Source organism: Acinetobacter kyonggiensis (genome assembly GCF_900107285.1).
GTDB classification, from domain to species: domain Bacteria; phylum Pseudomonadota; class Gammaproteobacteria; order Pseudomonadales; family Moraxellaceae; genus Acinetobacter; species Acinetobacter kyonggiensis.
In genome coordinates this window covers 1-21,392 of record NZ_FNPK01000013.1, presented here as the reverse complement: position 1 = coordinate 21,392, position 21,392 = coordinate 1, and the positions used below count along the sequence as shown (strand labels likewise).

General features: G+C 38.3%; 26 protein-coding genes. 18 read left to right on the top strand and 8 right to left on the bottom strand.

Annotated elements, in window-relative coordinates:
• Nucleotides 1–31: 31 nt before the first annotated feature.
• Nucleotides 32–1,258: a class I SAM-dependent methyltransferase gene (locus BLV99_RS11290; protein ID WP_092690694.1), complete on the bottom strand. Its 1,227-nt coding sequence runs from the start codon at nucleotides 1,256–1,258 to the stop codon at nucleotides 32–34.
• 101 nt (nucleotides 1,259–1,359) lie between these two features.
• Here BLV99_RS11290 and trhA point away from each other — a divergent pair, with 101 nt between their 5' ends.
• Both trhA and BLV99_RS11280 read left to right on the top strand, forming a co-directional pair.
• A complete protein-coding gene (trhA, locus tag BLV99_RS11285) occupies nucleotides 1,360–2,001 on the top strand; it encodes a PAQR family membrane homeostasis protein TrhA (protein WP_092690692.1) in 642 nt (213 codons plus the stop codon).
• A 143-nt stretch (nucleotides 2,002–2,144) separates the two neighbouring features.
• Nucleotides 2,145–3,458 (top strand): MFS transporter, encoded by a 1,314-nt coding sequence (locus tag BLV99_RS11280; protein ID WP_092690689.1) that lies wholly within the window; start codon nucleotides 2,145–2,147, stop codon nucleotides 3,456–3,458.
• Between the two features lie 80 nt (nucleotides 3,459–3,538).
• Here BLV99_RS11280 and BLV99_RS11275 read toward each other — a convergent pair whose 3' ends face one another.
• Together BLV99_RS11275 and BLV99_RS11270 are read right to left on the bottom strand one after the other, a co-directional pair.
• Entirely contained in the window at nucleotides 3,539–3,883 is a 345-nt protein-coding gene (locus BLV99_RS11275; RefSeq protein WP_092690686.1) for a hypothetical protein, read from the bottom strand.
• Between the two features lie 73 nt (nucleotides 3,884–3,956).
• Entirely contained in the window at nucleotides 3,957–4,967 is a 1,011-nt protein-coding gene (locus BLV99_RS11270) for a metallophosphoesterase (RefSeq protein ID WP_086185389.1), read from the bottom strand.
• 111 nt (nucleotides 4,968–5,078) lie between these two features.
• Here BLV99_RS11270 and BLV99_RS11265 point away from each other — a divergent pair, with 111 nt between their 5' ends.
• Entirely contained in the window at nucleotides 5,079–6,713 is a 1,635-nt protein-coding gene (locus BLV99_RS11265; RefSeq protein WP_092690683.1) for a phospholipase D family protein, read from the top strand.
• A gap of 41 nt (nucleotides 6,714–6,754) precedes the next feature.
• Here the strand turns inward: BLV99_RS11265 and BLV99_RS11260 are convergent, their stop codons facing one another.
• On the bottom strand, nucleotides 6,755–7,573 hold the full coding sequence (locus tag BLV99_RS11260; RefSeq protein WP_092690806.1) for a lysophospholipid acyltransferase family protein: 819 nt from the start codon (nucleotides 7,571–7,573) through the stop codon (nucleotides 6,755–6,757).
• A gap of 381 nt (nucleotides 7,574–7,954) precedes the next feature.
• Between BLV99_RS11260 and hflX the strand changes: the two genes are divergently transcribed.
• From hflX to BLV99_RS11230, 6 genes are all read left to right on the top strand, one after another.
• A complete protein-coding gene (gene hflX, locus BLV99_RS11255) occupies nucleotides 7,955–9,286 on the top strand; it encodes a ribosome rescue GTPase HflX (protein WP_092690679.1) in 1,332 nt (443 codons plus the stop codon).
• A gap of 43 nt (nucleotides 9,287–9,329) precedes the next feature.
• Nucleotides 9,330–9,701, top strand: a complete 372-nt coding sequence (locus BLV99_RS11250) for a hypothetical protein (RefSeq protein WP_086185390.1) — start codon at nucleotides 9,330–9,332, stop codon at nucleotides 9,699–9,701.
• A gap of 9 nt (nucleotides 9,702–9,710) precedes the next feature.
• On the top strand, nucleotides 9,711–10,385 hold the full coding sequence (locus BLV99_RS11245; RefSeq protein WP_092690677.1) for an LrgB family protein: 675 nt from the start codon (nucleotides 9,711–9,713) through the stop codon (nucleotides 10,383–10,385).
• A 95-nt stretch (nucleotides 10,386–10,480) separates the two neighbouring features.
• Entirely contained in the window at nucleotides 10,481–10,927 is a 447-nt protein-coding gene (locus BLV99_RS11240) for a DUF2147 domain-containing protein (RefSeq protein ID WP_092690674.1), read from the top strand.
• A 163-nt stretch (nucleotides 10,928–11,090) separates the two neighbouring features.
• Complete coding sequence (locus BLV99_RS11235) at nucleotides 11,091–11,537, top strand: DUF2147 domain-containing protein (RefSeq protein WP_086185393.1); 447 nt, start codon at nucleotides 11,091–11,093, stop codon at nucleotides 11,535–11,537.
• A gap of 53 nt (nucleotides 11,538–11,590) precedes the next feature.
• On the top strand, nucleotides 11,591–12,043 hold the full coding sequence (locus tag BLV99_RS11230) for a DUF2147 domain-containing protein (RefSeq protein WP_092690671.1): 453 nt from the start codon (nucleotides 11,591–11,593) through the stop codon (nucleotides 12,041–12,043).
• Nucleotides 12,044–12,141: 98 nt separating this feature from the next.
• Here the strand turns inward: BLV99_RS11230 and BLV99_RS11225 are convergent, their stop codons facing one another.
• The 4 genes from BLV99_RS11225 to BLV99_RS18055 form a co-directional block, all read right to left on the bottom strand.
• Nucleotides 12,142–12,975 (bottom strand): symmetrical bis(5'-nucleosyl)-tetraphosphatase, encoded by an 834-nt coding sequence (locus BLV99_RS11225; RefSeq protein WP_086185409.1) that lies wholly within the window; start codon nucleotides 12,973–12,975, stop codon nucleotides 12,142–12,144.
• 17 nt (nucleotides 12,976–12,992) lie between these two features.
• Nucleotides 12,993–13,805, bottom strand: a complete 813-nt coding sequence (gene rsmA, locus BLV99_RS11220; RefSeq protein ID WP_092690669.1) for a 16S rRNA (adenine(1518)-N(6)/adenine(1519)-N(6))-dimethyltransferase RsmA — start codon at nucleotides 13,803–13,805, stop codon at nucleotides 12,993–12,995.
• Nucleotides 13,806–13,842: 37 nt separating this feature from the next.
• Nucleotides 13,843–14,811 (bottom strand): 4-hydroxythreonine-4-phosphate dehydrogenase PdxA, encoded by a 969-nt coding sequence (pdxA, locus tag BLV99_RS11215; RefSeq protein ID WP_092690666.1) that lies wholly within the window; start codon nucleotides 14,809–14,811, stop codon nucleotides 13,843–13,845.
• An 81-nt stretch (nucleotides 14,812–14,892) separates the two neighbouring features.
• Nucleotides 14,893–15,189 carry a hypothetical protein gene (locus BLV99_RS18055; protein WP_139243542.1) on the bottom strand — a complete coding sequence of 99 codons (297 nt, stop codon included), beginning with the start codon at nucleotides 15,187–15,189 and terminating at the stop codon, nucleotides 14,893–14,895.
• A gap of 337 nt (nucleotides 15,190–15,526) precedes the next feature.
• Between BLV99_RS18055 and rplM the strand changes: the two genes are divergently transcribed.
• The 9 genes from rplM to BLV99_RS11170 all read left to right on the top strand — a co-directional run bounded on the left by rplM (nucleotide 15,527) and on the right by BLV99_RS11170 (nucleotide 21,229).
• Nucleotides 15,527–15,955, top strand: a complete 429-nt coding sequence (rplM, locus tag BLV99_RS11210) for a 50S ribosomal protein L13 (protein ID WP_004647928.1) — start codon at nucleotides 15,527–15,529, stop codon at nucleotides 15,953–15,955.
• 12 nt (nucleotides 15,956–15,967) lie between these two features.
• Entirely contained in the window at nucleotides 15,968–16,354 is a 387-nt protein-coding gene (gene rpsI / locus BLV99_RS11205; protein ID WP_004647927.1) for a 30S ribosomal protein S9, read from the top strand.
• Between the two features lie 285 nt (nucleotides 16,355–16,639).
• Entirely contained in the window at nucleotides 16,640–17,293 is a 654-nt protein-coding gene (locus BLV99_RS11200; RefSeq protein WP_086185397.1) for a glutathione S-transferase N-terminal domain-containing protein, read from the top strand.
• 11 nt (nucleotides 17,294–17,304) lie between these two features.
• Nucleotides 17,305–17,736, top strand: coding sequence for a ClpXP protease specificity-enhancing factor (locus tag BLV99_RS11195; RefSeq protein WP_092690663.1), 432 nt, complete (start codon nucleotides 17,305–17,307; stop codon nucleotides 17,734–17,736).
• Nucleotides 17,737–17,755: 19 nt separating this feature from the next.
• A complete protein-coding gene (locus BLV99_RS11190) occupies nucleotides 17,756–18,418 on the top strand; it encodes a hypothetical protein (protein WP_086185399.1) in 663 nt (220 codons plus the stop codon).
• A 416-nt stretch (nucleotides 18,419–18,834) separates the two neighbouring features.
• Nucleotides 18,835–19,194 carry a roadblock/LC7 domain-containing protein gene (locus BLV99_RS11185; RefSeq protein ID WP_086185400.1) on the top strand — a complete coding sequence of 120 codons (360 nt, stop codon included), beginning with the start codon at nucleotides 18,835–18,837 and terminating at the stop codon, nucleotides 19,192–19,194.
• Between the two features lie 86 nt (nucleotides 19,195–19,280).
• Nucleotides 19,281–20,252: a hypothetical protein gene (locus BLV99_RS11180; RefSeq protein WP_092690660.1), complete on the top strand. Its 972-nt coding sequence runs from the start codon at nucleotides 19,281–19,283 to the stop codon at nucleotides 20,250–20,252.
• Between the two features lie 10 nt (nucleotides 20,253–20,262).
• On the top strand, nucleotides 20,263–20,805 hold the full coding sequence (locus tag BLV99_RS11175; RefSeq protein ID WP_086164835.1) for a GTP-binding protein: 543 nt from the start codon (nucleotides 20,263–20,265) through the stop codon (nucleotides 20,803–20,805).
• Nucleotides 20,806–20,815: 10 nt separating this feature from the next.
• Nucleotides 20,816–21,229, top strand: a complete 414-nt coding sequence (locus BLV99_RS11170) for a roadblock/LC7 domain-containing protein (RefSeq protein WP_086185402.1) — start codon at nucleotides 20,816–20,818, stop codon at nucleotides 21,227–21,229.
• Nucleotides 21,230–21,392: the final 163 nt, after the last annotated feature.

Here is a 21,392-nt window from a genome sequence, read left to right as displayed (position 1 = left end):
GCAGCATTGCAACTGCTTTATTCATTTTAAATTAACACTTTTCGCCAATATCTTGCTGATCCCACTGATGATTTAGCAGCAATTCAAGCGAGTGTTTTTGAATACCATACATTTGTTTTAACGCTACAATTTGCGCCAAAACAGCCTGATCAGGGGCTTCAAAATTTTGACGCTTGGTCGCCAAAATCATTTTATTTTTACTGGTATGTTCCAAAGCCACAAACTCAAAAACTTTGGTTTCATAGCCATAGGCTTTTAACAATAAGGCACGAATGGTATCGGTGAGCATTTCCGCTTGTTGTCCAGCATGAATCCCAAATTGCAACATCGGCTTCAGCACCGTTGGGCTTTGCATCTGTGGACGTAATTCTTTATGACAACACGGCGCGCACATAATCATTTGGGCATTTAAACGAATTCCTGTATGAATGGCAAAATCCGTGGCCACATCACACGCATGTAGCGCAATCATTACATCTAGGTGTTCAGGCTGATAGGTGCGGACATCGCCTTGGAAAAAATCCAGTTGTGTAAATTGCGACGCTTGCACCACCTTTTGACAAAATTCGACCATTTTAGGGTTCAGCTCTACCCCAGTGACAAATGGCGTTTGACCTTGTTTGGCTAAATAATCATATAAAGCAAAGGTCAGATAGCCTTTGCCCGAACCAAAATCAACCACCCGTAACGTATGCTCTTGCGCTGTAATTTGATCTAAAGCACCTGAAAAAATTTCCACAAATTTATTAATCTGTTTCCACTTACGCGCCATACTTGGAATAATTTGTGCTTTGTTGTCGGTAATCCCTAACGGTTGTAAAAAATAACTGTCCTGATCAACATAACGATGCTTGGCACGATCATGTCCCTGTTGCTGTTCTAAAGTCTGAGCCTTGGCTACAGCTTGATTTTTAGTGACCGTCAACATCGCTTTTTTCTTATTTTTTTTCAGTTGCAGCTCTTCTGTATGGGTCAAAATATTGGCTTGTTTACAGTGTGCCAATAAATCTTGAATGAGTTGCTGCGCTTCTGCCAAAGGATAATTTTTGGTGACATCCTGAGTCTTATAACGATACAAAGCACTTAAAACAGGCTGATCTTGTAATAGAATAACGCGTAACGTGATTTTCTCTAAATGTTCTAATTCACCTTTATATTGGCTTAGAATTATTCGATCAAAACTTTGTTTTTCAATGGCTTGCTGAAAGGCATCTAAGAATTGTTGTTCCTGAATAAAAGAAGAAGCCAATTGCGACATGAAGATAACTCGAATAAATTAAGCTGTGAGTGTAAAACTTCTTACTTTAAAGGTAAAATTTCATTACTATACAAGTGTATTTTTAATAATAGCAATCCACCATGACGACCTCCAATATGCAATCTTACGATCCACGTGAAGAAAAAATTAATGCAATAAGTCATGCACTGGGTGCAGTACTCGCTGTCATTGCGGGTGTCTTGCTGTTGATTAAAGGCAGTTATTTACCACGAGGACAATTTCTAGGCTTATGTGTCTATGCGCTCAGTATGATCCTGCTTTTTTCAAGTTCCGCCATTTATCACTTTGCCACTGACGACACCAAACGTTATTGGTACAAAAAACTGGATCACACTGCTATTTATTATTTGATCGCTGGAACCTATACCCCTTTTCTATCTATCGCAATTCCCACAGCAAAAGCGCATTACTTGTTAATTGCACTTTGGGTGATTGCTGCAATTGGTACACTATTCAAGTTAGTTTTCATTCATCGTTTTCATAAAATTTCGCTTTTCGCATATCTGTTGATGGGCTGGCTTGCAGTACTGGTCATGGATGATATGCAACGCTTTTTAAGTAAACCAGCCTTAACCTACCTCATCATTGGTGGGCTTGCTTACACCGTTGGTGCATTGTTTTATGCCTTAAAAAGAGTAAGATACACCCATGCTATCTGGCATGTTTTTGTATTGATTGGTGCTGGATCACATTTCTTAGCCATCTATCTTTACGTGATATAACCCTCTATTTCTACATTTTTTAGTAACCCTAAAGCCGTAGACATGAGTCGGTATTTCGTATTTTTTTAAGAAATTACGCCTTTTTTAAAAAGATTACCCTTTTAAAATTAAGTTTTTTTATTTTTACTAAGTGTAAGGTTCTTATGGCGTCATCAAATTCTATCGCTGCTCAAGAAGTAGCGACCAACTCAAAATTTCGTGTCCTTAGCGCAAGCCTTGTCGGTACAACAATCGAATTTTTCGATTTTTATATTTATGCCACTGCTGCGGTCATCATTTTTCCTCATCTGTTCTTTCCTGCAAGTACAGACCCGACGACAGCAACCATCCAGTCCTTAGCCACATTTGCTATTGCCTTTATTGCTCGCCCGATTGGTGCAGCACTCTTTGGGCATTTGGGTGACCGAATTGGTCGTAAGGCCACACTGGTTGCAGCTCTGCTGACCATGGGTATTTCCACCGTTTGTATTGGTTTACTGCCTACCTATGCGCAAATTGGTCTTGCTGCACCACTACTACTGGCACTTTGTCGTTTAGGACAAGGGCTGGGTTTAGGCGGTGAATGGAGTGGTGCGGTACTGCTTGCCACTGAAAATGCACCTGAAGGCAAACGGGCTTGGTATGGCATGTTCCCGCAACTTGGGGCACCTATCGGCTTTATTTTAGCCACAGGTTCCTTTTTAACCCTAGGCGCATTGATGTCTGAAGCAGACTTCATGCAATGGGGCTGGCGTATTCCCTTCATTGCAAGTTCCCTGCTGGTGATTGTCGGTCTTTGGATTCGTCTAAAACTGCACGAAACACCTGCATTTCAAAAAGTCTTGGATAAGCAAAAAGAAGTCAATATTCCATTTAAAGAAGTCATGACCAAACATTGGCGCATGCTTATTTTGGGTACGATTGCTGCAATTTGTACCTTTGTCGTATTTTATTTAACCACGGTCTTCGCACTCAACTGGGGAACCACAAAACTTGGTTATACCCGTGCTGAATTCTTAAAACTTCAATTGGTTGCGACATTTTGCTTTGCTGCATTCATTCCGCTTTCTGCTGTTTTTGCCGAAAAATTTGGTCGTAGAGCGACCTCTATTGGTGTCTGTATCGCCTGTGCATTATTCGGTTTAGTGTTCTCGAGTATGCTTGAATCTGGCAGCACAATAATGGTCTTCCTGTTCCTGTGCTTAGGTTTATCCTTGATGGGGATGACATATGGCCCAATCGGAACGGTACTGTCTGAAATCTTCCCGATTTCAGTTCGTTATACAGGTTCGGCCTTAACCTTTAACCTTGCGGGTATTTTTGGGGCATCTTTTGCGCCACTAATTGCAACCAAACTTGCCACCACGTATGGTTTACAAGCGGTCGGTTACTATTTAACTGCTGCATCCATCTTGTCACTGCTGGCTTTCTTAGCCATTCGTGAAACAAAAAATGATGACGTCAATAACCAAGTTTAAGTTCATCAAAGCCTAAAAAAACCAGCGTCATTTCACGCTGGTTTTTTTATATGATTTCTTCTGCGGTTAACATGGTTTTCTCAGATTTGTTCATCACTTAACATTTCTTGATAGATCTCTTCAAAGACCATGCGATCGCCACCGGCATTGTAATAACTCGGAACAATGTAAGTCACCAGTTGGCGATAACGTTCTGTGCCATATAAATGCTCAAGCAAGGCTTCCACATTATTTTCATTAAAGCCAAATGCCGCGATCCGTTGCTCAAACTGTTGATAAAATGCACGCGCAAATTCTGGCGTATTCACCTCATCCTTTCCTGCTTGCTGAAAATCCTGCTCTAATGTGATTAAACCCGCTTCGAGCTGTGCCGATTGCGTTTCTGTTAAATCAAAAAACTGTCCCACTTCTTGCGAAAAAGACATTGTCTCCTCCTATGGTTCTTATTTGATCTTTATCATAGCTTAAATGATCAACACACAAATTTATATTTCCGCGTTAAACCAACTCAATAATATCAATGGTTGGAGGGACACGAAAACGAAATGGTACACCGACCATTCCCGTTCCAACCGTAACAAAGACATCGGCATTTTCATGTTGATACAGCCCCTTTTTGTGTCCAAGAATAGAGACTTTCTTCATAATATAATTGGTGAGCCACGGCAGCTCAACTTGTCCGCCATGCGTATGCCCAGACAACATTAATGGCCGTGTTGGTAATTGTGGCACCATATCTACCGTATCGGGATTATGTGATAAAAGTACCCATGGCTTATCTTGCGGTAAGTCTGGCATATAACGCATATCGGTTTTTCCCGCCCATAAATCGCCCACCCCAAGCAAACGAAATTCATCAAACTCCACCATCTGGCCTTCAATATCAATCACATTATTGACCATCAAAGCATGTCTTAATAAATTTTGAATCGGGGGCCCAGGATACTGTTCATCATGATTGCCATTCACCGAATAAACGGGGGCTTTGATCTGTTTTAAAATCGCCAGTTCATCGGCAAGTGTGTTTTCTGGTTCATAAGTCCAATCCCCTGCAACCACAACCAAATCTGGATTCTGCTGATTAATTTTCGCTACAATAATGTTAAGCTGACGTTCATGCCCTGAAAATAAACCAATATGTAAATCGGCAATCAATGCAATTTTAATCGGCTGCTGCATTTTTTGATCGGGATTCAATTGATATTGCATGGTTTTCACCCCGACATGATGGGGTTCAATAAAGCGTGCATAAATTAGCAGACAACTGAGTACGAAAATAAAAATGGCTTCATGAAGAGAGTAATAGCCACTCCACCCTGCATACAAGCTAAAGAAAAATAAAGGGAAAAGTAAATAAGATAAATAAAATGCCAATAAATGAACAAAGGCTTTAAAGGGATGAATGGTTTCAGTACGCGTTTGGCTTAGCCATGCCTGTGCAACACCCCAAAGTCCGATCACGACAAAACTGATATAAAAATAAAAAACGACGGAGTGCGTATCCCACATAATAACTTCTCTAATGATAACGATGATATGACATCATTCATCTCTTTTGATATTTATCTTTTCACAGCTGGCACTTATACTCAAACCAATTTTTGGTATTGTTTATAAAATATGGCGCGATCTCCCCAACAAATAGCACAATTAAACAGCGGTAAAGGGTATGGTTCTTCTACCTATAAAACTGCTGTATTGCTGAGTTGTAGCCTCATTTTAGGGGTGCCTGCATGTTCAACACTCCCCAAACAAACACCTCAACCGATGGAATATGCGTTCGATACTGAAACGGAGCAAACCTCACTTGCTAAAATCGTTGAACCGTTAAGAGAACAAAATCCAAATTTAACGGGTTATCATATTCTATATGATCCGCTTGAAGCTTTAGCAGCGCGCATACATCTCATTGATAAAGCAGAAAAAACCTTAGATTTGCAATATTATATTTGGGATAACGATAGAATTGGTTCACTGGCACTTTATTCTATTATTAAAGCAGCTGATCGTGGTGTAAAAGTCCGTTTATTGATGGATGATAACAATGCTAAAAAAATGGAAGGGATTTATCTTGCACTCGATCAACATCAAAATATTGATGTCAAACTCTATAACCCCTACCGATTTAGACATTACCGTGCCATGGATATGGTGCTCGACTTAAAACGCATTAACCGTCGTATGCATAACAAAAGCTTTATTGCAGACAATCAAATTTCCTTGATTGGCGGTCGCAATATGAGTAATCAATATTATAACGTCAGTGACAATTATCAATTTTCCGATGTCGATGTCATGCTGGTCGGCTCTGCATCTGATGAAATTATTCATTCTTTTGATGAATACTGGAATGATGAATATGCATTTCCAGTAAAACAAATTGTTAACTCAAGACACTATGCCTTGCGTTTTGAAAGTTTAAAACAACAACTCAATACTTATTATCAAGAGATTACCGTACAAAATTATCTTGATTTAGCCACCCGATCACATAATGTTGAAAAGTGGCTCAATAATAGTATTCAATTTGATTGGGTCAAGGCCGAAGTCGTTCATGATTCACCGAGTAAAATCAAATCCAAAGCCAAAAAAGAACAATATTTAAATTTTCAGCTGATTAATCATTTAGAAAACCCAGAACACAGTGTGGATATCGTTTCAGCTTATTTCGTCCCTGAAAAGAAAGGCGAAAAAATGCTCAGCGATCTGGCTCAAAGTAATATTCAAGTCCGTGTCCTGACCAATTCTTTTAAAGCCAATGATGTCGCTGTCGTCCATGCCTTTTATGCTAAATATCGCAAAGATTTATTAAAAAATAAGGTAGAACTATATGAGTTTCTGTCTGCACCTGAAGCTGAAAACTTAAATGCCAATACAGAGGAAATTGCGGAAAAAACCAAAGTCAGCTTAAAAGGTTTAAGCCGTTCCAGCCTGCATGCCAAATTGATGGCGATTGATCAAAAACAAGTCTTTATTGGCTCTTTCAATTTCGACCCTCGTTCAGCCTATCTAAATACTGAAATTGGCGTTCTACTAAACAGCCCCAATTTAGCCAAAGCCATTCATGAGACAATGGATGAAAATTTATCTAAATATGCCTATAAGCTGGTTTTAGATGCCAATCAAAATATCAACTGGAAAATTAAAAAGCATAATGGTGACATTAAAATCTATCACAAAGAACCGAAAATGAAATGGTGGCAAAAAGCGGGGGTGAAAATCATTTCATGGCTGCCTATTGAAGGCTTTATGTAAGCCTTCCTGCTAGAAGCACTGTTTTCCTTCGCTGTTCATCTTTAGTCATTTACGCTGTCGGTTTGCAGAACGCGATGTTGTAATTGTGCTAAACCTTCGACCATTTTAGTTTGGACTTCTTGAGTCAAAGTCTCGACGGTATGCCCCTCAACCGAAATTGCTGGCAAGGTCATTAAATGAGCGGTAACTTTAGGCATTTCTAAAACATTTTTAACATGATCGATAAAACTCAAGTGACCGACAAACGGCGCGACCATATCCAGTTGTCCATGTTGATTCACATAACAAATTAAGCAAATTTGTATCGGACGATTGGCCTCAATCGCCGCGCCTAAAATACGCCCATAGATTTTTTTTATTTTTGAACCATCGGAAGTGGTCGCTTCAGGGAAAAATAGCACTGGAATATCTTGCTTTAAAAATGCCGTAATTTGTTCACGAATTTTAACTGAATCACCAGAACCCCGTTTAATAAACAGCGTTCCGCCCCCTTTAGCCAATTTTCCAAATAATGGCCATTTTTCAATTTCAGCTTTTGCCAAAAAGAAAACCCGAGCGCCTGAACCTAAAACAGCAACATCTAACCAAGAAATATGATTACTCACCCATAAAGCAGGTTGTCTTGGAATCTGACCATGAATTTGAACTTCAATATTAAATACTTTGCTTAACTGGCGGCAAAAATGTTGCACATAGCGCGTATTATTGGGATTGTTCGGATCTTTATATAAACGATGACGAAAAACCAAATAAAACCCTTGTATAATCGCCCCCAAACCAGCCAACAATTTTTTACTATATAACAAAAACTTAGACATACTATTTAACGACGAACTTTCAGTTACAGAGGATTGAGTCATAGATTGATCACTAATTACCAGATACAGCATTTAATCGTTTATGTACGGCCATTCTATACTGTTCATTTTCATCTTGCATTGATCATAAAAACCACCAAATACTTTTTTGCTGCATGATGAAAATGACTAAGTCTGCACTTTAAGCCAAAACACAAATTATACCCACAGCAATATCGCCAGAATAAGCATATTCAAATTCTAAAATTATCAATATTATCAATTTATTAAAATAAAATTAAAGAAATAGCTCGGGTAAATCATTGCCCTTTTTTTATTCACTCAATGTTTTGTTACGATGCATGCCGAAGTTTTCGCTATTTTTTACTATCGGGATTAATTTTCCACTAAAATGAAGTTTTCATGTAGTTGAGATTGCATTTAGTGGAATATATTGAGCAACATCAAGGTAGCAACCGTGCCCTATTAGTCAGTGTATCCGTACAACTGTTAGATGACCTTGATGTTGAAGAATTTCGCTTATTGGCCCAGTCAGCTGGTGCTGAAATTCTAGAACACATTACCGCTCAACGCATTAAACCAGATCCTAAACTGTTTATCGGCTCAGGAAAGGCTGAAGAAATCGCTGAATTAGCAAAAGCTTTAGAAGCAGACTTGGTGATTTTTGATCATGCCCTCAGCCCTTCTCAAGAACGTAATTTAGAACGCATTATTCAATGTCGTGTTATTGATCGTACTCGCCTCATTTTAGATATCTTTGCACAACGCGCACGTACCCACGAAGGTAAACTGCAAGTTGAATTGGCACAATTAGACTATCTTTCTTCTCGACTGGTTGGTAGTGGCATTAGTTTAGACAGTCAAAAAGGTGGTATTGGTTTACGTGGGCCGGGTGAAACACAATTAGAAACAGACCGTCGCTTACTGCGTTTACGTATTGGACAGCTAAAAGATAAGCTAGAAAAAGTTCGCCAAACCCGTATCCAAGGTCGTGCTGCACGGCAAAAAGCCGCTATTCCAACGGTCTCTTTAGTGGGCTATACCAACGCAGGTAAATCTACATTATTCAATATATTGGCCCGTTCCGATGTTTATGCGGCAGATCAATTATTTGCAACGCTAGATCCAACTTTACGCCGTTTAAATTGGGATGGTATTGGTGCTTTAGTCCTTGCGGATACCGTGGGTTTCGTCCGTAACCTTGCACATGCTTTGGTGGAATCCTTTAAAGCCACGCTTGAAGAAACGTTGGAGGCAACTTTACTGCTCCATGTCATTGACTCTAGTAGTCCAGATATGATGGAGCAAATTGAAGCAGTTGAGAAAGTTTTAAAAGAAATCGGGGTGGACGTTCCTGTACTGCGTGTCTATAACAAAATTGATGTTAGTGGCGAAGATGCCAAAATTGTCTATGCCAAGCCGCATGTCCCTGACCGTGTCTATGTCTCAGCACATTCTAAACAAGGCTTAAACCTATTACGCCAAGCCGTTCAAGAATGTCTGATGGGTCAACTACAAAGCTTCGAGCTGGTGTTAAAACCAGAATATGGAAAATTGCGCACTCAATTATATGCGCTCAATGTCATTCAAACTGAAAATTATGATGATCAAGGCAACCTGCACTTACATGTCATTATTGCCCCACAAAAACTGGAACAATTGATTAAACAAGCCCATCTACCGATTGACCAAATTTTAGGTCATAAAGCCACCCAGTTTAAAAGACCGCTTGAGGAATTTGAAATTAAAAGATAAATCGGTTAAAACGTGATAAGTATAATTTTAAAGTTTGGTAAACATGGACTGGATAAAAACAATCGACTGGCCTGCATGGATCGGTACACTGGCATTAATCATCTGCTTTCGTGAGGGAGCAGTCTGGTTAATGACACAATTGAATCATCCAGAACTTGGTAATCTCGTCGGTTTAATTGCTTTATTAATGACATTACTTGTTTGGAGAAATGTACATAAATTACCAGCACGTTTAGTCGATACCAACAATAAAATTATGAAAGAAAGTGCTTTTGCCTTTTTACCCATTAGTGCGGGTTCACTGATTATGTTGGTACAAATGGGCAAAGAGATTCCGCTTTTTCTCATCGTCATGTTCATCAGTACCCTTATTCCATTATGGGTGTATGCAAAAATGGCCAAACGCTGGTTATAGGGAAATCATATGTTCGCAGTACTTTCTGGTTTTATAATCACGCTGATGGCTTATCTGATTGCTAAACCTATTAATAAAAAACTTCCACAAGTTCCGATCATCGTAATTGGGATGTTCTTCATTATTGGGCTGTTGTTTGTATTTGGTATTCCTTATGAATCCTATATGACCCAAGTCAATCCTCTGTTTAATCATTTGCTCGGTTACGTCACAGTTGCCTTAGCCATTCCGCTAGCAGCAATGCGTTATGACGACTTACCGCTCAAAGCAATTGTGGGTATTTTGGTCTTTGCCAGTATTAGTGCCGTGGCATTGCCCATGGGACTTGCTTATTTATTGCATATGTCCGATGCAAGCATTATGGCATTTGCAACACGTGCTGTAACCACGCCCATTGCGATTAATATCGCTACGCTACTGCATGCCCCACTTAGTTTAGTCATTCTGATTGTGATTTTATCTGGCGTGATTGGTGCTGCATTTTCTCCATTTATTTTGCGTCATATTCATGATGAAAGAGCATCGGGCTTGGCATTAGGCTTAGCTGCACATGCCATTGGTACTGCCCAAGCATGGCAAAGAGGTAGCGTTGCTGGACGCTATGCGGCTTTTGGAATGGCCGTCAATGCTGTATTTACCGCCATATGGTTGCCAACATTTATACTCTATTTACAAAAAATGTGACTCAAAAATCACAATAACAAACAAATGATTGTTTAGTATAAAAAATAAATCTAGAATGAAAATGAGTCACAAAATTATCAAAAAGGAATTTGTTAATGAAAAGTATTACACTTTTAACAGCATTGGTTTGTTCTTCACTCAGTAGTCTTGCCTTTGCACAAGACATCACGGGGACATGGAAAAATATTGATGATAAAACAGGTTCATCAAAAGCAATTCTTGAGATTCGCCAAGAATCAAATGGCACATACACGGCAAAAGTTATCAAAATAACGCCACGTCCAGGCTATACCCCTAAAGAAACCTGTATCAAATGTCCAGCACCTTATACCAATAAACCCATTCTGGGGATGGACGTATTAACTGGGTTAAAATACGTTGAGGGACTCAATTTCAGTGGCGGTAAAATTATCGACCCACTTTCTGGCAATATTTACAGTATGAAAGCAAAATTGAGTGCCAATGGCAAACGTCTAAATTTACGTGGTTATGTTGGTATTTCGGCTTTGGGACGTAGTCAAACGTGGATAAAAAATGATTAATGCTGACAAAAAGCCACACTATGTGGCTTTTTTATTCACTATTGTTTAAGTAATTCACATTATTTTTGTTTTTTATGACGCAATATCTTGACTAATTTTCAGACCCTCATAATATGTTCTTAATCGATAAAAAAAATTACTCTCCATAAGCAAAGGAATTGATATGAAAAAGAATATTTTGCTTGTTACTTTTGCCAGTTTATTTTTTAGCAGCAATGTATTGGCACAAGATCTATCAGGAACATGGCAACAAATTGATGATAAAACAGGTTCACCGAAAGCCATTATTGAAATTCATAAAAGTTCAAATAATACCTTTATAGGAAAAGTTGTTAAAATTACCCCTCGCATAGGCTATACCCCTCGGGAAAATTGTGTCAATTGTCCTGCGCCTTATACAGATCAGCCAATTTTAGGTTTAGAAATCTTTAAAAATTTAAAATTTGAAGGAGAAAACCTGTACGCTGGCGGTCAAATCCTTGATCCGCTTTCTGGTAAGATTTACAATCTGAAAGGAAAACAATCAACTAACGGTAAACGCCTGCTTTTAAGGGGCTATATCGGCATTTCTGCTATTGGCCGCACACAAACCTGGATTCGCCAAGAATAGGCTTTTGCGCCAATTGAAGTTTTAAATGGCGATGGAATCGCATAGGAATATTTATGAAGCTAAATTTGAAATTGGGACTGCTGCTGCTTGGTGCTGCAATAAGTGGATCTGTATTGGCACAAGATTTAAGCGGTACGTGGCAACAAATTGATGATAAAACAGGCTCTCCAAAAGCAGTGATTGCAATCAGTAAAGAAAGCAATGGCACCTATACCGGCCAAATTGTGAAAATTACACCTCGTCCTGGTTATACACCAAGAGAAATATGTAATAAATGCCCCGCACCATACACCAACAAACCTATTTTAGGCATGGAGCTTCTCAAAGGCTTGAAACATGTGGAAGGCACCAACAACTATGAACATGGTCGCGTGATTGACCCACTTGCAGGCAAAATTTATGATGCAAAAATGAAATTGAGTGCATCAGGCAAACGCTTAACCCTCAGAGCCTATATGGGTGTTTCAGCCTTAGGACGCAATCAAACTTGGATTCGAATAGACTAAGCTGACAGCATAAAAAAGCCGCAAAATTGCGGCTTTTTTTATTTCAGGACTAGACACAGACAATGTGACTTAAATCAGCTTTTTAAAAAAGCTAAAAATTACAACATTGGATTATCGACTTTAAAAATTTCTTTGTCTTCTAAGCGATAAGCAACCAGTTGATTGCCCCACACACAACCACCATCGACATTTTGAATCTGAGAATTAATGGTTTTACCCTGTAATGCCGCCCAATGACCAAAAATAATCTGATGCGTTTTGGCAGCTTCTGACTCAAATTCAAACCAAGGCTGAAAACCAGCAGGCATTGGGTCATCCAATGAGTCTTTAAAACTAAACTCCATTTTCCCTTGCGCATTGGTTAAACGCATACGGGTTAAATAGTTGGTAATACAACGTAAACGTGCATTACCTTCAAGATCATCCGACCATAAATCAGGTAGTTTTCCGTACATTTCGGCTAAGAAAACATCAACTAAGTCAAAATTTTCATGACTAATAATGGCTTCAACTTCTTTAGCAAAAGCAAAAGTTTGCTCTGCCGACCAAATACATGGAATACCGGCATGTGTCAAAATGGTTTGATCATTTGGAAAAAGACATAACGGCTGTTTACGTAGCCAATCAATCAGATCATCACTGTCAATAGCATCAATCACATCACGCGTATTGTCTTTATCTTTGAGCTCTTTTAAACCACGTGCACAGGCCAAAAGTGTTAAATCATGATTACCCAATACCGTTGCAGCAACGCCACGATCAACCAACTTTTTAACAAAACGAAGTACACCAATTGAATTTTCACCACGGGCAACCAAATCGCCTGCAAACCAAATAAAATCCAAATCGGGATCAAATTTAATTTCTTTTAGTAATGCTTTCAAGGCTTCAAAACAGCCCTGAACATCACCAATCACATAGTTGTGTCGAATATCGGAGCGAGCCACTTTTAAGCCACCATTTGATCTGACAAAGCCACAAATTGCGCCATCGTTAAATTTTCTGGACGCGCCATCGGGTCAATGCCTACATTTTCAAAAGCTTCTTCTACTAACATTCCTTTCAAACTATTACGCAAAGTTTTACGACGCTGCGTAAAGACATGTGAAACCAAACGTGCCAAAGCTTTTTCATTTTTGGCAATCACAGGTTTCACCGCATAAGGCTCTAAACGGAATACGGCAGAAGTCACTTTCGGTGGCGGATTAAAAGATCCAGGTGGTACTTCAAATAAAAATGTCGGTTTGCAATAATACTGAATCATGACCGATAAGCGGCCATATTCTTTGGTATTTGGAGAAGCAGTAATACGATCAACCACTTCTTTTTGCAACATGAAATGCATATCTTTAATTTTATCGCCAAATTCCAAAAGATGAAAAAGCAATGGCGTTGAAATGTTATACGGCAAGTTCCCGACGACACGTAATGGGCGATCTTCTTGAAACAACGCAGTATAGTCATACTTTAAGGCATCCGCTTCAACAATGGTCAAACGCTCAGGATATGGCACACGCCCCGGTAAGCCAGCGGCCAAGTCACGATCCAGCTCAATCACCGTTAAAGCATCACATTCACCAATCAAAGGTGAAGTTAATGCTGCAAGACCGGGACCAATTTCAACAATATTTTCACCTGCACGCGGGTTGACCGATCGCACAATTTTGGCAATCACACGTTGATCATGTAAAAAGTTTTGACCAAATCGTTTTCGAGCCTGATGCCCTTCTTCTTTTGGGTTTAGGGCATTAATCTGATACATAAAAACAGTTCCAACGTGAAGGTTATTCACCAAAAAATCAGTGACGGGCTAAATCAAGGGCTAAATCGACAGCAACGTGCAAACTTGAACTTTTTGCCAGTCCAGTACCTGCAAGGGAGAGCGCTGTACCATGATCTACAGAAGTACGAATAAACGGTAAGCCTAAAGTAATATTAATGGCTTCACCAAATCCTTGAGATTTTAACACAGGTAAGCCTTGATCGTGATACATCGCCAAAACTGCATCTGCATCTTTTAAATGTTCAGGCGTAAATAAAGTGTCGGCAGGAAGGCTTAAACTCATATCAATGCCTTGTGCACGATAGGTTTCAAGCACTGGATTAATCACCTCAATTTCTTCACGGCCTAAATAACCGTCTTCACCTGCATGAGGATTTAAGCCACAAACCAAAATATGCGGCTGATCTATCTTAAATTTGGTTTTTAAATCATAAATTAAAATATCAATCACTTGATGTAGACGCTCTGCGGTAATGGCATCTGGCACATCGCGTAATGCAAGATGCGTGGTCGCCAAAGCAACCCGTAAAGTTTTGGTTGCCAGCATCATGACCACACGTTCAACACCCGCAAACTCTTGGTAATATTCGGTGTGCCCACTGAAATGAATGCCTGCATCATTTATAATTGATTTTTGTACGGGTGCCGTTGCAACGCCCACACTTTTACCCTGCATGGCATAATCGGCTGAACGACGTAATTGTTCTAATACATAAGCTGAATTTTGAGAATTTAATTTCCCCAAAATAACCTCTGTATTTAATGCAACATGCTCCACATAAAGCTGCCCCTGTGCAGATGTATCAGATTGTCCTTGATACTCAATCAATTCTATATGCTGATTTAAAATTTCAGCCCGCTGCTTCAGCATATGAATATCTGCCAAAACCACAATTGGACGCTCATCAATCCGATCTGCCAAACTTAGGCAAATATCAGAACCGATACCAGCAGGCTCGCCGCTGGTGACATATAGAGGAAGCATGGCTGACCTATGCAGATTTATTTCAGTACCGCTATTTTACTGAATCTAGAAAATAAATACCGTTGATTTTTATGTTTTTAGCTAGGACGATGTTGGAACAATGGCACCAGATAAATAAGCAATGAATAATCCAATATAAATAAAATAGCCATAACAGAGGCAATACTGCATGGCATAAGAAACCAATGAAACGTTAGAGGAAAACAGCAATACAGCAGATATACAAGGCTTAAAGTCACCATCAAACAGAGACCCTAAGCAATAGGAATCAATAAAATAAATTGCCCAATCATGCAAAGTAAAATGAGGAGTAAAGCCAAGCCCGACGTAATAGCAACCATTACAACCAATAATACAAATATGATCCACACCCAGCATTAGGTTGAATTATAAGATAATACAAAGGGATACATAATACTGGCAGAATATACGCAAATAAAATTAGCCCAATAAATTGAACTTTAGTACTCCCAGCTGTCATTTTTATTTTTGCTTTCAGCATTTTTATTTCAAATCAAATCATTGATATTCATTAAAATAAACAAATAGCACACTATCTTAAAAGTCACTAGTCAAATATTGAGCAATAGCCTATAATACAGCGCTTGAAATTCTATATTTTCATTGTGATTCACCTGTCTTTCAGGTAGAATTCGGTCTCCTTTTGTTTGGACAGATTCCATAGTCCAAACCAACTATAATAGGTAGTGGTTTAATGAAAACTCTCAGCGCTAAGCCTGCTGAAGTTCAACATGACTGGTATGTTGTTGATGCTTCTGGCAAAACTTTAGGTCGCCTTGCGACTGAAATCGCTCGTCGTTTACGCGGTAAGCATAAAACGTCTTATACTCCGCACGTTGACACTGGCGATTACATCGTTGTTATCAATGCTGAAGAAATTACTGTAACAGGTAAAAAAGCTCAGGATAAGAAATACTATCGCCATACTGGTTTCCCTGGTGGTATCCGTGAGACTAACTTCGAGAAGTTAATTGCTCACAAACCTGAAACAGTTTTAGAAAAAGCTGTAAAAGGTATGTTACCAAAAGGTCCTCTTGGTTATGCAATGATCAAAAAAATGAAAGTGTACGCTGGTTCTGAGCATCCTCATACTGCTCAACAGCCACAAGTTTTGGACATCTAAGGGATACAGCACATGGCTACTAATTATGGTACAGGTCGCCGTAAGACCGCAACTGCACGTGTTTTCTTATCAGCTGGTACAGGTAAACTCGTAATCAACAACCGTACACTTGAGCAATATTTCGGTCGTGAAACTGCTCGTATGGTTGTTCGTCAGCCTTTAGAACTTCTTGAAGTTACTGAAAAGTTTGACCTTTACATCACTGTTGCTGGTGGTGGTATTGGTGGTCAAGCTGGCGCTATCCGTCACGGTATTACTCGTGCGTTGATCGCTTCTGACGAAACATTAAAACCTGCTCTTCGTCAAGCTGGTTTCGTTACTCGTGATGCTCGTGAAGTTGAACGTAAGAAACTTGGTTTACGTAAAGCACGTAAACGTCCTCAGTTCTCTAAACGTTAATTCGTTTACCGAATCGGACAAAAAGCCTTGGTTTATCCAAGGCTTTTTTATGTCTTAATTTTTGTATATCGTCTAAATATTTTGAATTTTCATATTCAACTCATTACTAAAAAAACAATACCGCAATTACCTCGCCATCCTAAAAAAACCATGCTCAATAAAATCAAAGACAAGCGCATAAATTATTGCTCTACCACATCTGATTAAAATTTCTCTCATTTGTTCTCGTGATTTTCATGCTGAATTTTAGTATCCTATTCCATTCACTTTGCTTTGTTTGGGATTATGTCCGTCGAAACCGCACCTCTTCAAGGAATTACACTGTATAGCCATGCAGATGACTTTCGTTCACATTGGATTCGCTATGTCCTTGCCGAGAAGCAAATTAAATATCATCTTATTATGGTGGATGAAGACGACGAAGATCTCGCGAGCTTAAATCCATACAATCAATTGCCGATGCTGATTGAAAACGAACTCAAACTATTCAATACAGGAATTATTTCTGAATATTTAGATGATCGTTACCGTCAAAATAAACTCTATGCAGATGCTCCTGCACCTCGTTCAGAACAACGCCAATATATTTGGCGCTTCGAGCAAGACTGGTTAAAACTTGCCGATATTATGTTGCGTCACCCTGATAGCTTGAATGAAAAAGAAAAAGCCAAAGCCCAAAAGCAACTGCGCGATATACTGATTTCCTTAACCCCCCTATTTCAGCATTTCCCCTATTTCATGTCGGAAAATTTTACCATTCTAGATTGTATGTTAGCCCCCATCTTTTTACGGTTAAATTCAATGGGGATTGAACTGCCAAAACAACATTGCCGACCCATTTTATTATATTGCCAACGTATATTTACCCGTCCTGCTTTTACCAAGTCGATGACCATGCAGGAAAAAAACAAATATCGTGATATTTTAATTAATCAATAGAGTATTTTTCAATGTCTGAAGCAGAATTAAACCTCACTCCTACACGCCCTTATCTTGCTCGTGCAATTTATGAATGGATTTGTGACAACAATCTCACCCCGCATTTATTGGTCGATGCCACCCAACCAAATACTATGGTTCCAGAACAATTTATTCAAGATGGGCAAATTGTTCTCAATCTAGCACCTCATGCCGTACACCAATTAAATATGAGCAATAATACCATCACCTTCTCTGCTCGCTTTGGTGGCGTTTCGCGTGATATTTACATCCCCTTAAATGCGGTAATTGGGATTTATGCACGTGAAAATGGTCAAGGTTTATTCTTTGATCCAAATGAATATGAAGATACCCAAATCCCTGAAGATACTTTAAAATCAACCACACAGGCAGAAGAAACCAAACAACCTAAGAAAAAACCGAGCCTACGGTTATTAGACTAAAATAATATGGAGTAAGTTGATGGCTTTTGATTTAGTACAATATTTTGCTGAGCAGATTTATACTCAGAAGCCTCAGCTTCTCGAACAATACAGCAAAGAAGAACGAAAAGAGTATTTATTAGAAATTAATGCGCTGATATTAGGTAAGTTAATTACACTCTGGCGTACTGATGACAAAAAAGTTTATCAAGAAATAGCGTCACCCGATGAACTCTTTATCCAAGAGGTGGCACGTCATCTCACCACTTCTTCAAACAATCAATCTATATTACCTAAAAAGGAATTAGAGCAAACCGTCACTGAGATATTAAAATTACAATTGGCTGAGCTTAAACAACTCAATGATATTGGTAATCTTAAAATTCACGGATTACATGAACTCCTTATCGGACAAATTGAACATCTTTCAGGTCAAGCCGCTGACTGGGTTTGGCTAACAAATGGTCTATCAGAGCTAAAAGGCTCTAAACCGATCGTGCAAGAAGAGATATCATTAGACTCAACAATGAAGGAGTTTAATCAAATGGTCAGTCAACCACAAATTCATGCAAATGAAGATCTACACAATCACTCAGAAACTTTAGCAGTGACTGTTCCAAAGTGGTCAAAAATTTTTGAACCAATAGTCGCGCTTATTATTCTTTGGGTTTTATATTGTGCAGCAACTCAAATCTTTGTTTAATCACAAAAAAAGATAACCTAAATATAGGTTATCTTTTCAACAACCTAACATTCAAAATTACTCTCTTTAAAACTCCCGCCATGTATTAATATGTAATTTTACGTTAAATCATGTAATTTTATGGGTTTTTCGCTAGTTCTTACATTTGTTTACATTATCAAATAATTCCAAATATTACAGTAAAACAACACAACGAATATGCACTTATTTGGAAAAAATGTGAACCAATTCATATTTAAACCGACTAAAATGATCAACTTTTTAGCTGCACTTTTGATAACACTAGGTTAGAAAATTAATTACATTGATAAAATTAATCGCACTTCTATAATGAAATTAACTTGTTAACCAACAGTTCAAGCAAGCCAAAAACATATCAAATAATTCTTTATAACAATCAGAGAGAGAAAATAAATATGGCTAAAATATCACTTGATTCATTAGCAAATATCGATGGTTTCCATGCAGCTGCATTAGTTGATAGTGAAAGTGGCTTAGCACTTGCAACACAAGGCGGAGGTGATATTGATCTGGAATTAGCTGCTGCTGGCAATACAGAAGTCGTTCGTTCTAAACGACGTGTGGCAAAAGCATTAAATCTAAATGATACCATTGAAGACATCTTGATTACTTTAGGCAAGCAATACCATATCATTCGCCCACTTGAAAAAAATGATAATGTTTTCCTTTATCTTGTGCTTGATCGTTCTAAAGCAAATTTAGCTATGGCACGTCATGAATTAAAAGGCTATGAAAAAGGACTAAATTTTTCTTAAATCTGATAAAAAAGCCTTGTATATTTAGATCTACAAGGCTTTTTAGTTCTTAAATTCCCCTAAACCCAATTAAACAGGGTGAGCATATGAATAAGCAAAATCTCAATATTGCGATTGCCGGATTAAGTCTCAATCATTCTGAAGAGTTAAAAATTCAGCTCCGTAGCTTAATCCCACAAAACTATATGCTCCAATGGGTTACTGCTACAGATCCCAATATTGATTGCCTATGTATTGATGAAAGCTTTTACAAAACAGAAAACATACAGCAAATCATTAATAAAAAATGCTTTCCTTGGTTAAAAACATCAATACCATCATCAACCCAAGTACAGCTTGAAAATAACATCTTATTTTTACCTGTAACTGAACAAGAAAATTTATTTGAATGGATCAATCGCTCTTTGATTAGTGCTCCCCATAAAGAAACGCTATCTGATGAACTTCTGATTACGAATGAAATGGAAACTGAGACTTTAGATAAAAAGTTTTTTCTTAATTTATATGATATCCAGCATAACTCAAAATTACATTTACACGATGATGCTGGAACCTTAGCTGTCATACACCCTGCTCAAAATACGGCTTGGCTAAATACGCAAAGGACAATCAAAAGTACAAACCATAGTTTTCATTATAATTTAGCCAATACAACGGATCTAACCAAAGTCTCACGCAAAGATAAGTTTATATTACAGGATTGGCTATGGAATCTATTCTGGAACTCACCTGAAGTTATTGACAATTTAGCTCCTGAAGATGGTCATTATAAAATTCGTACATGGCCAAAACCATCTGATCAATCTAATCGGAAAATTATTTTTCAATTATCCGCCTGCTTTATACAGGGCGGGAAAATTTCAAAAATAGCAGAACAACTTAATTTGTCGCAAAATACAGTACGGCACTTTATCGCAACCAATATTGCAGCAAATAATATTGAAAAAATAAATATCTGGGACAAGCATTACGCCCCACCACCGCAGGAAATCAAACAAGAAGAGCAAAATACGATACAAAGCTTTTTCGGTAAATTACGCAGAAAATTTGGCTTTTAAGGAATAAGTTATGATTCTACAACAATATAAAATAGTTTTTGCAGGCTCAATGGGAGCAGGTAAAACAGAAGCCATTCGCTCACTCTCAGATGTGCCTGTTTTACTGACTGAAGCGTTTAATACCGATCAGCAAAGCCACAATAAAATGGAAACCACGGTCGGCATAGATTATGGTGAAGTCACCCTTGAGGATGGTATTAAAATCGGTTTATACGGTACTCCAGGGCAAAGTCGTTTTGATTTTATTTGGTCTGTCATCTGTAAAGGTGCTATTGGTGCCATTATTTTAATCGACCATACAGTTGAAAACCCGATTGAAGAACTCGAAAACTATCTCGATACATTTCAAAATCATACTGACAATATTGCAATTGGTATTACACATACAGATGTAGACAATACAAAATCAACTTTAATTTACAAAGATTGGCTGATTAGTCAGGATTTATATTCCCCTTTATTTTTTATCGATGCTCGAAAAAAAGAAGATGCACTCCTTTTACTTGAAGCATTAATCACCTCTGTAGAAGTTAATCATCAAATAACTGCATAAAGGAGTCATTATGTTTGCACTTAAAAATAACAGAGCAGCATCACCAGAGCTAATTCAATTTGCTAAATATCAAATTCAAGAGATTATACATAGTGTTAGAGGTGTTAACTTTATTATGCTGTGCTCAACAGATGGTTTTGAGCTTGCAACTATTCATAAAAAAGACAATTATAATAATGGAAAATTAGCGGCTGTCAGCAGCTCAATTCTTGCGATGGTTTCCGCTTTTATGCAGGAAATCCACTTAAATGGTTGCCAATCGATCACTCTAGATGCAGAAAATGGCAAGGCGATCTTAACCTCTGTTCCTTCAGCGAATCATCCTATGATTATTATTGCTTTAGCAGAGAAAGATATTCTTTTAGGGCAATTATTATACATGCTAAAGAATAGCAGTAATTTAATACAGCAAGAAGCTTCATAATAAAGGTGCTTGAGCTCTTGAATATTTTTCATCATTCCTAATATTTAACTTTTATTTCTTTTATTCCCCACATAAAAAAACACCCCAACGTTTAGGTTGGGGTGTTTTTAGGAATAATGAGCTGGCGATGACTTACTCTCACATGGGTAACCCCACACTACCA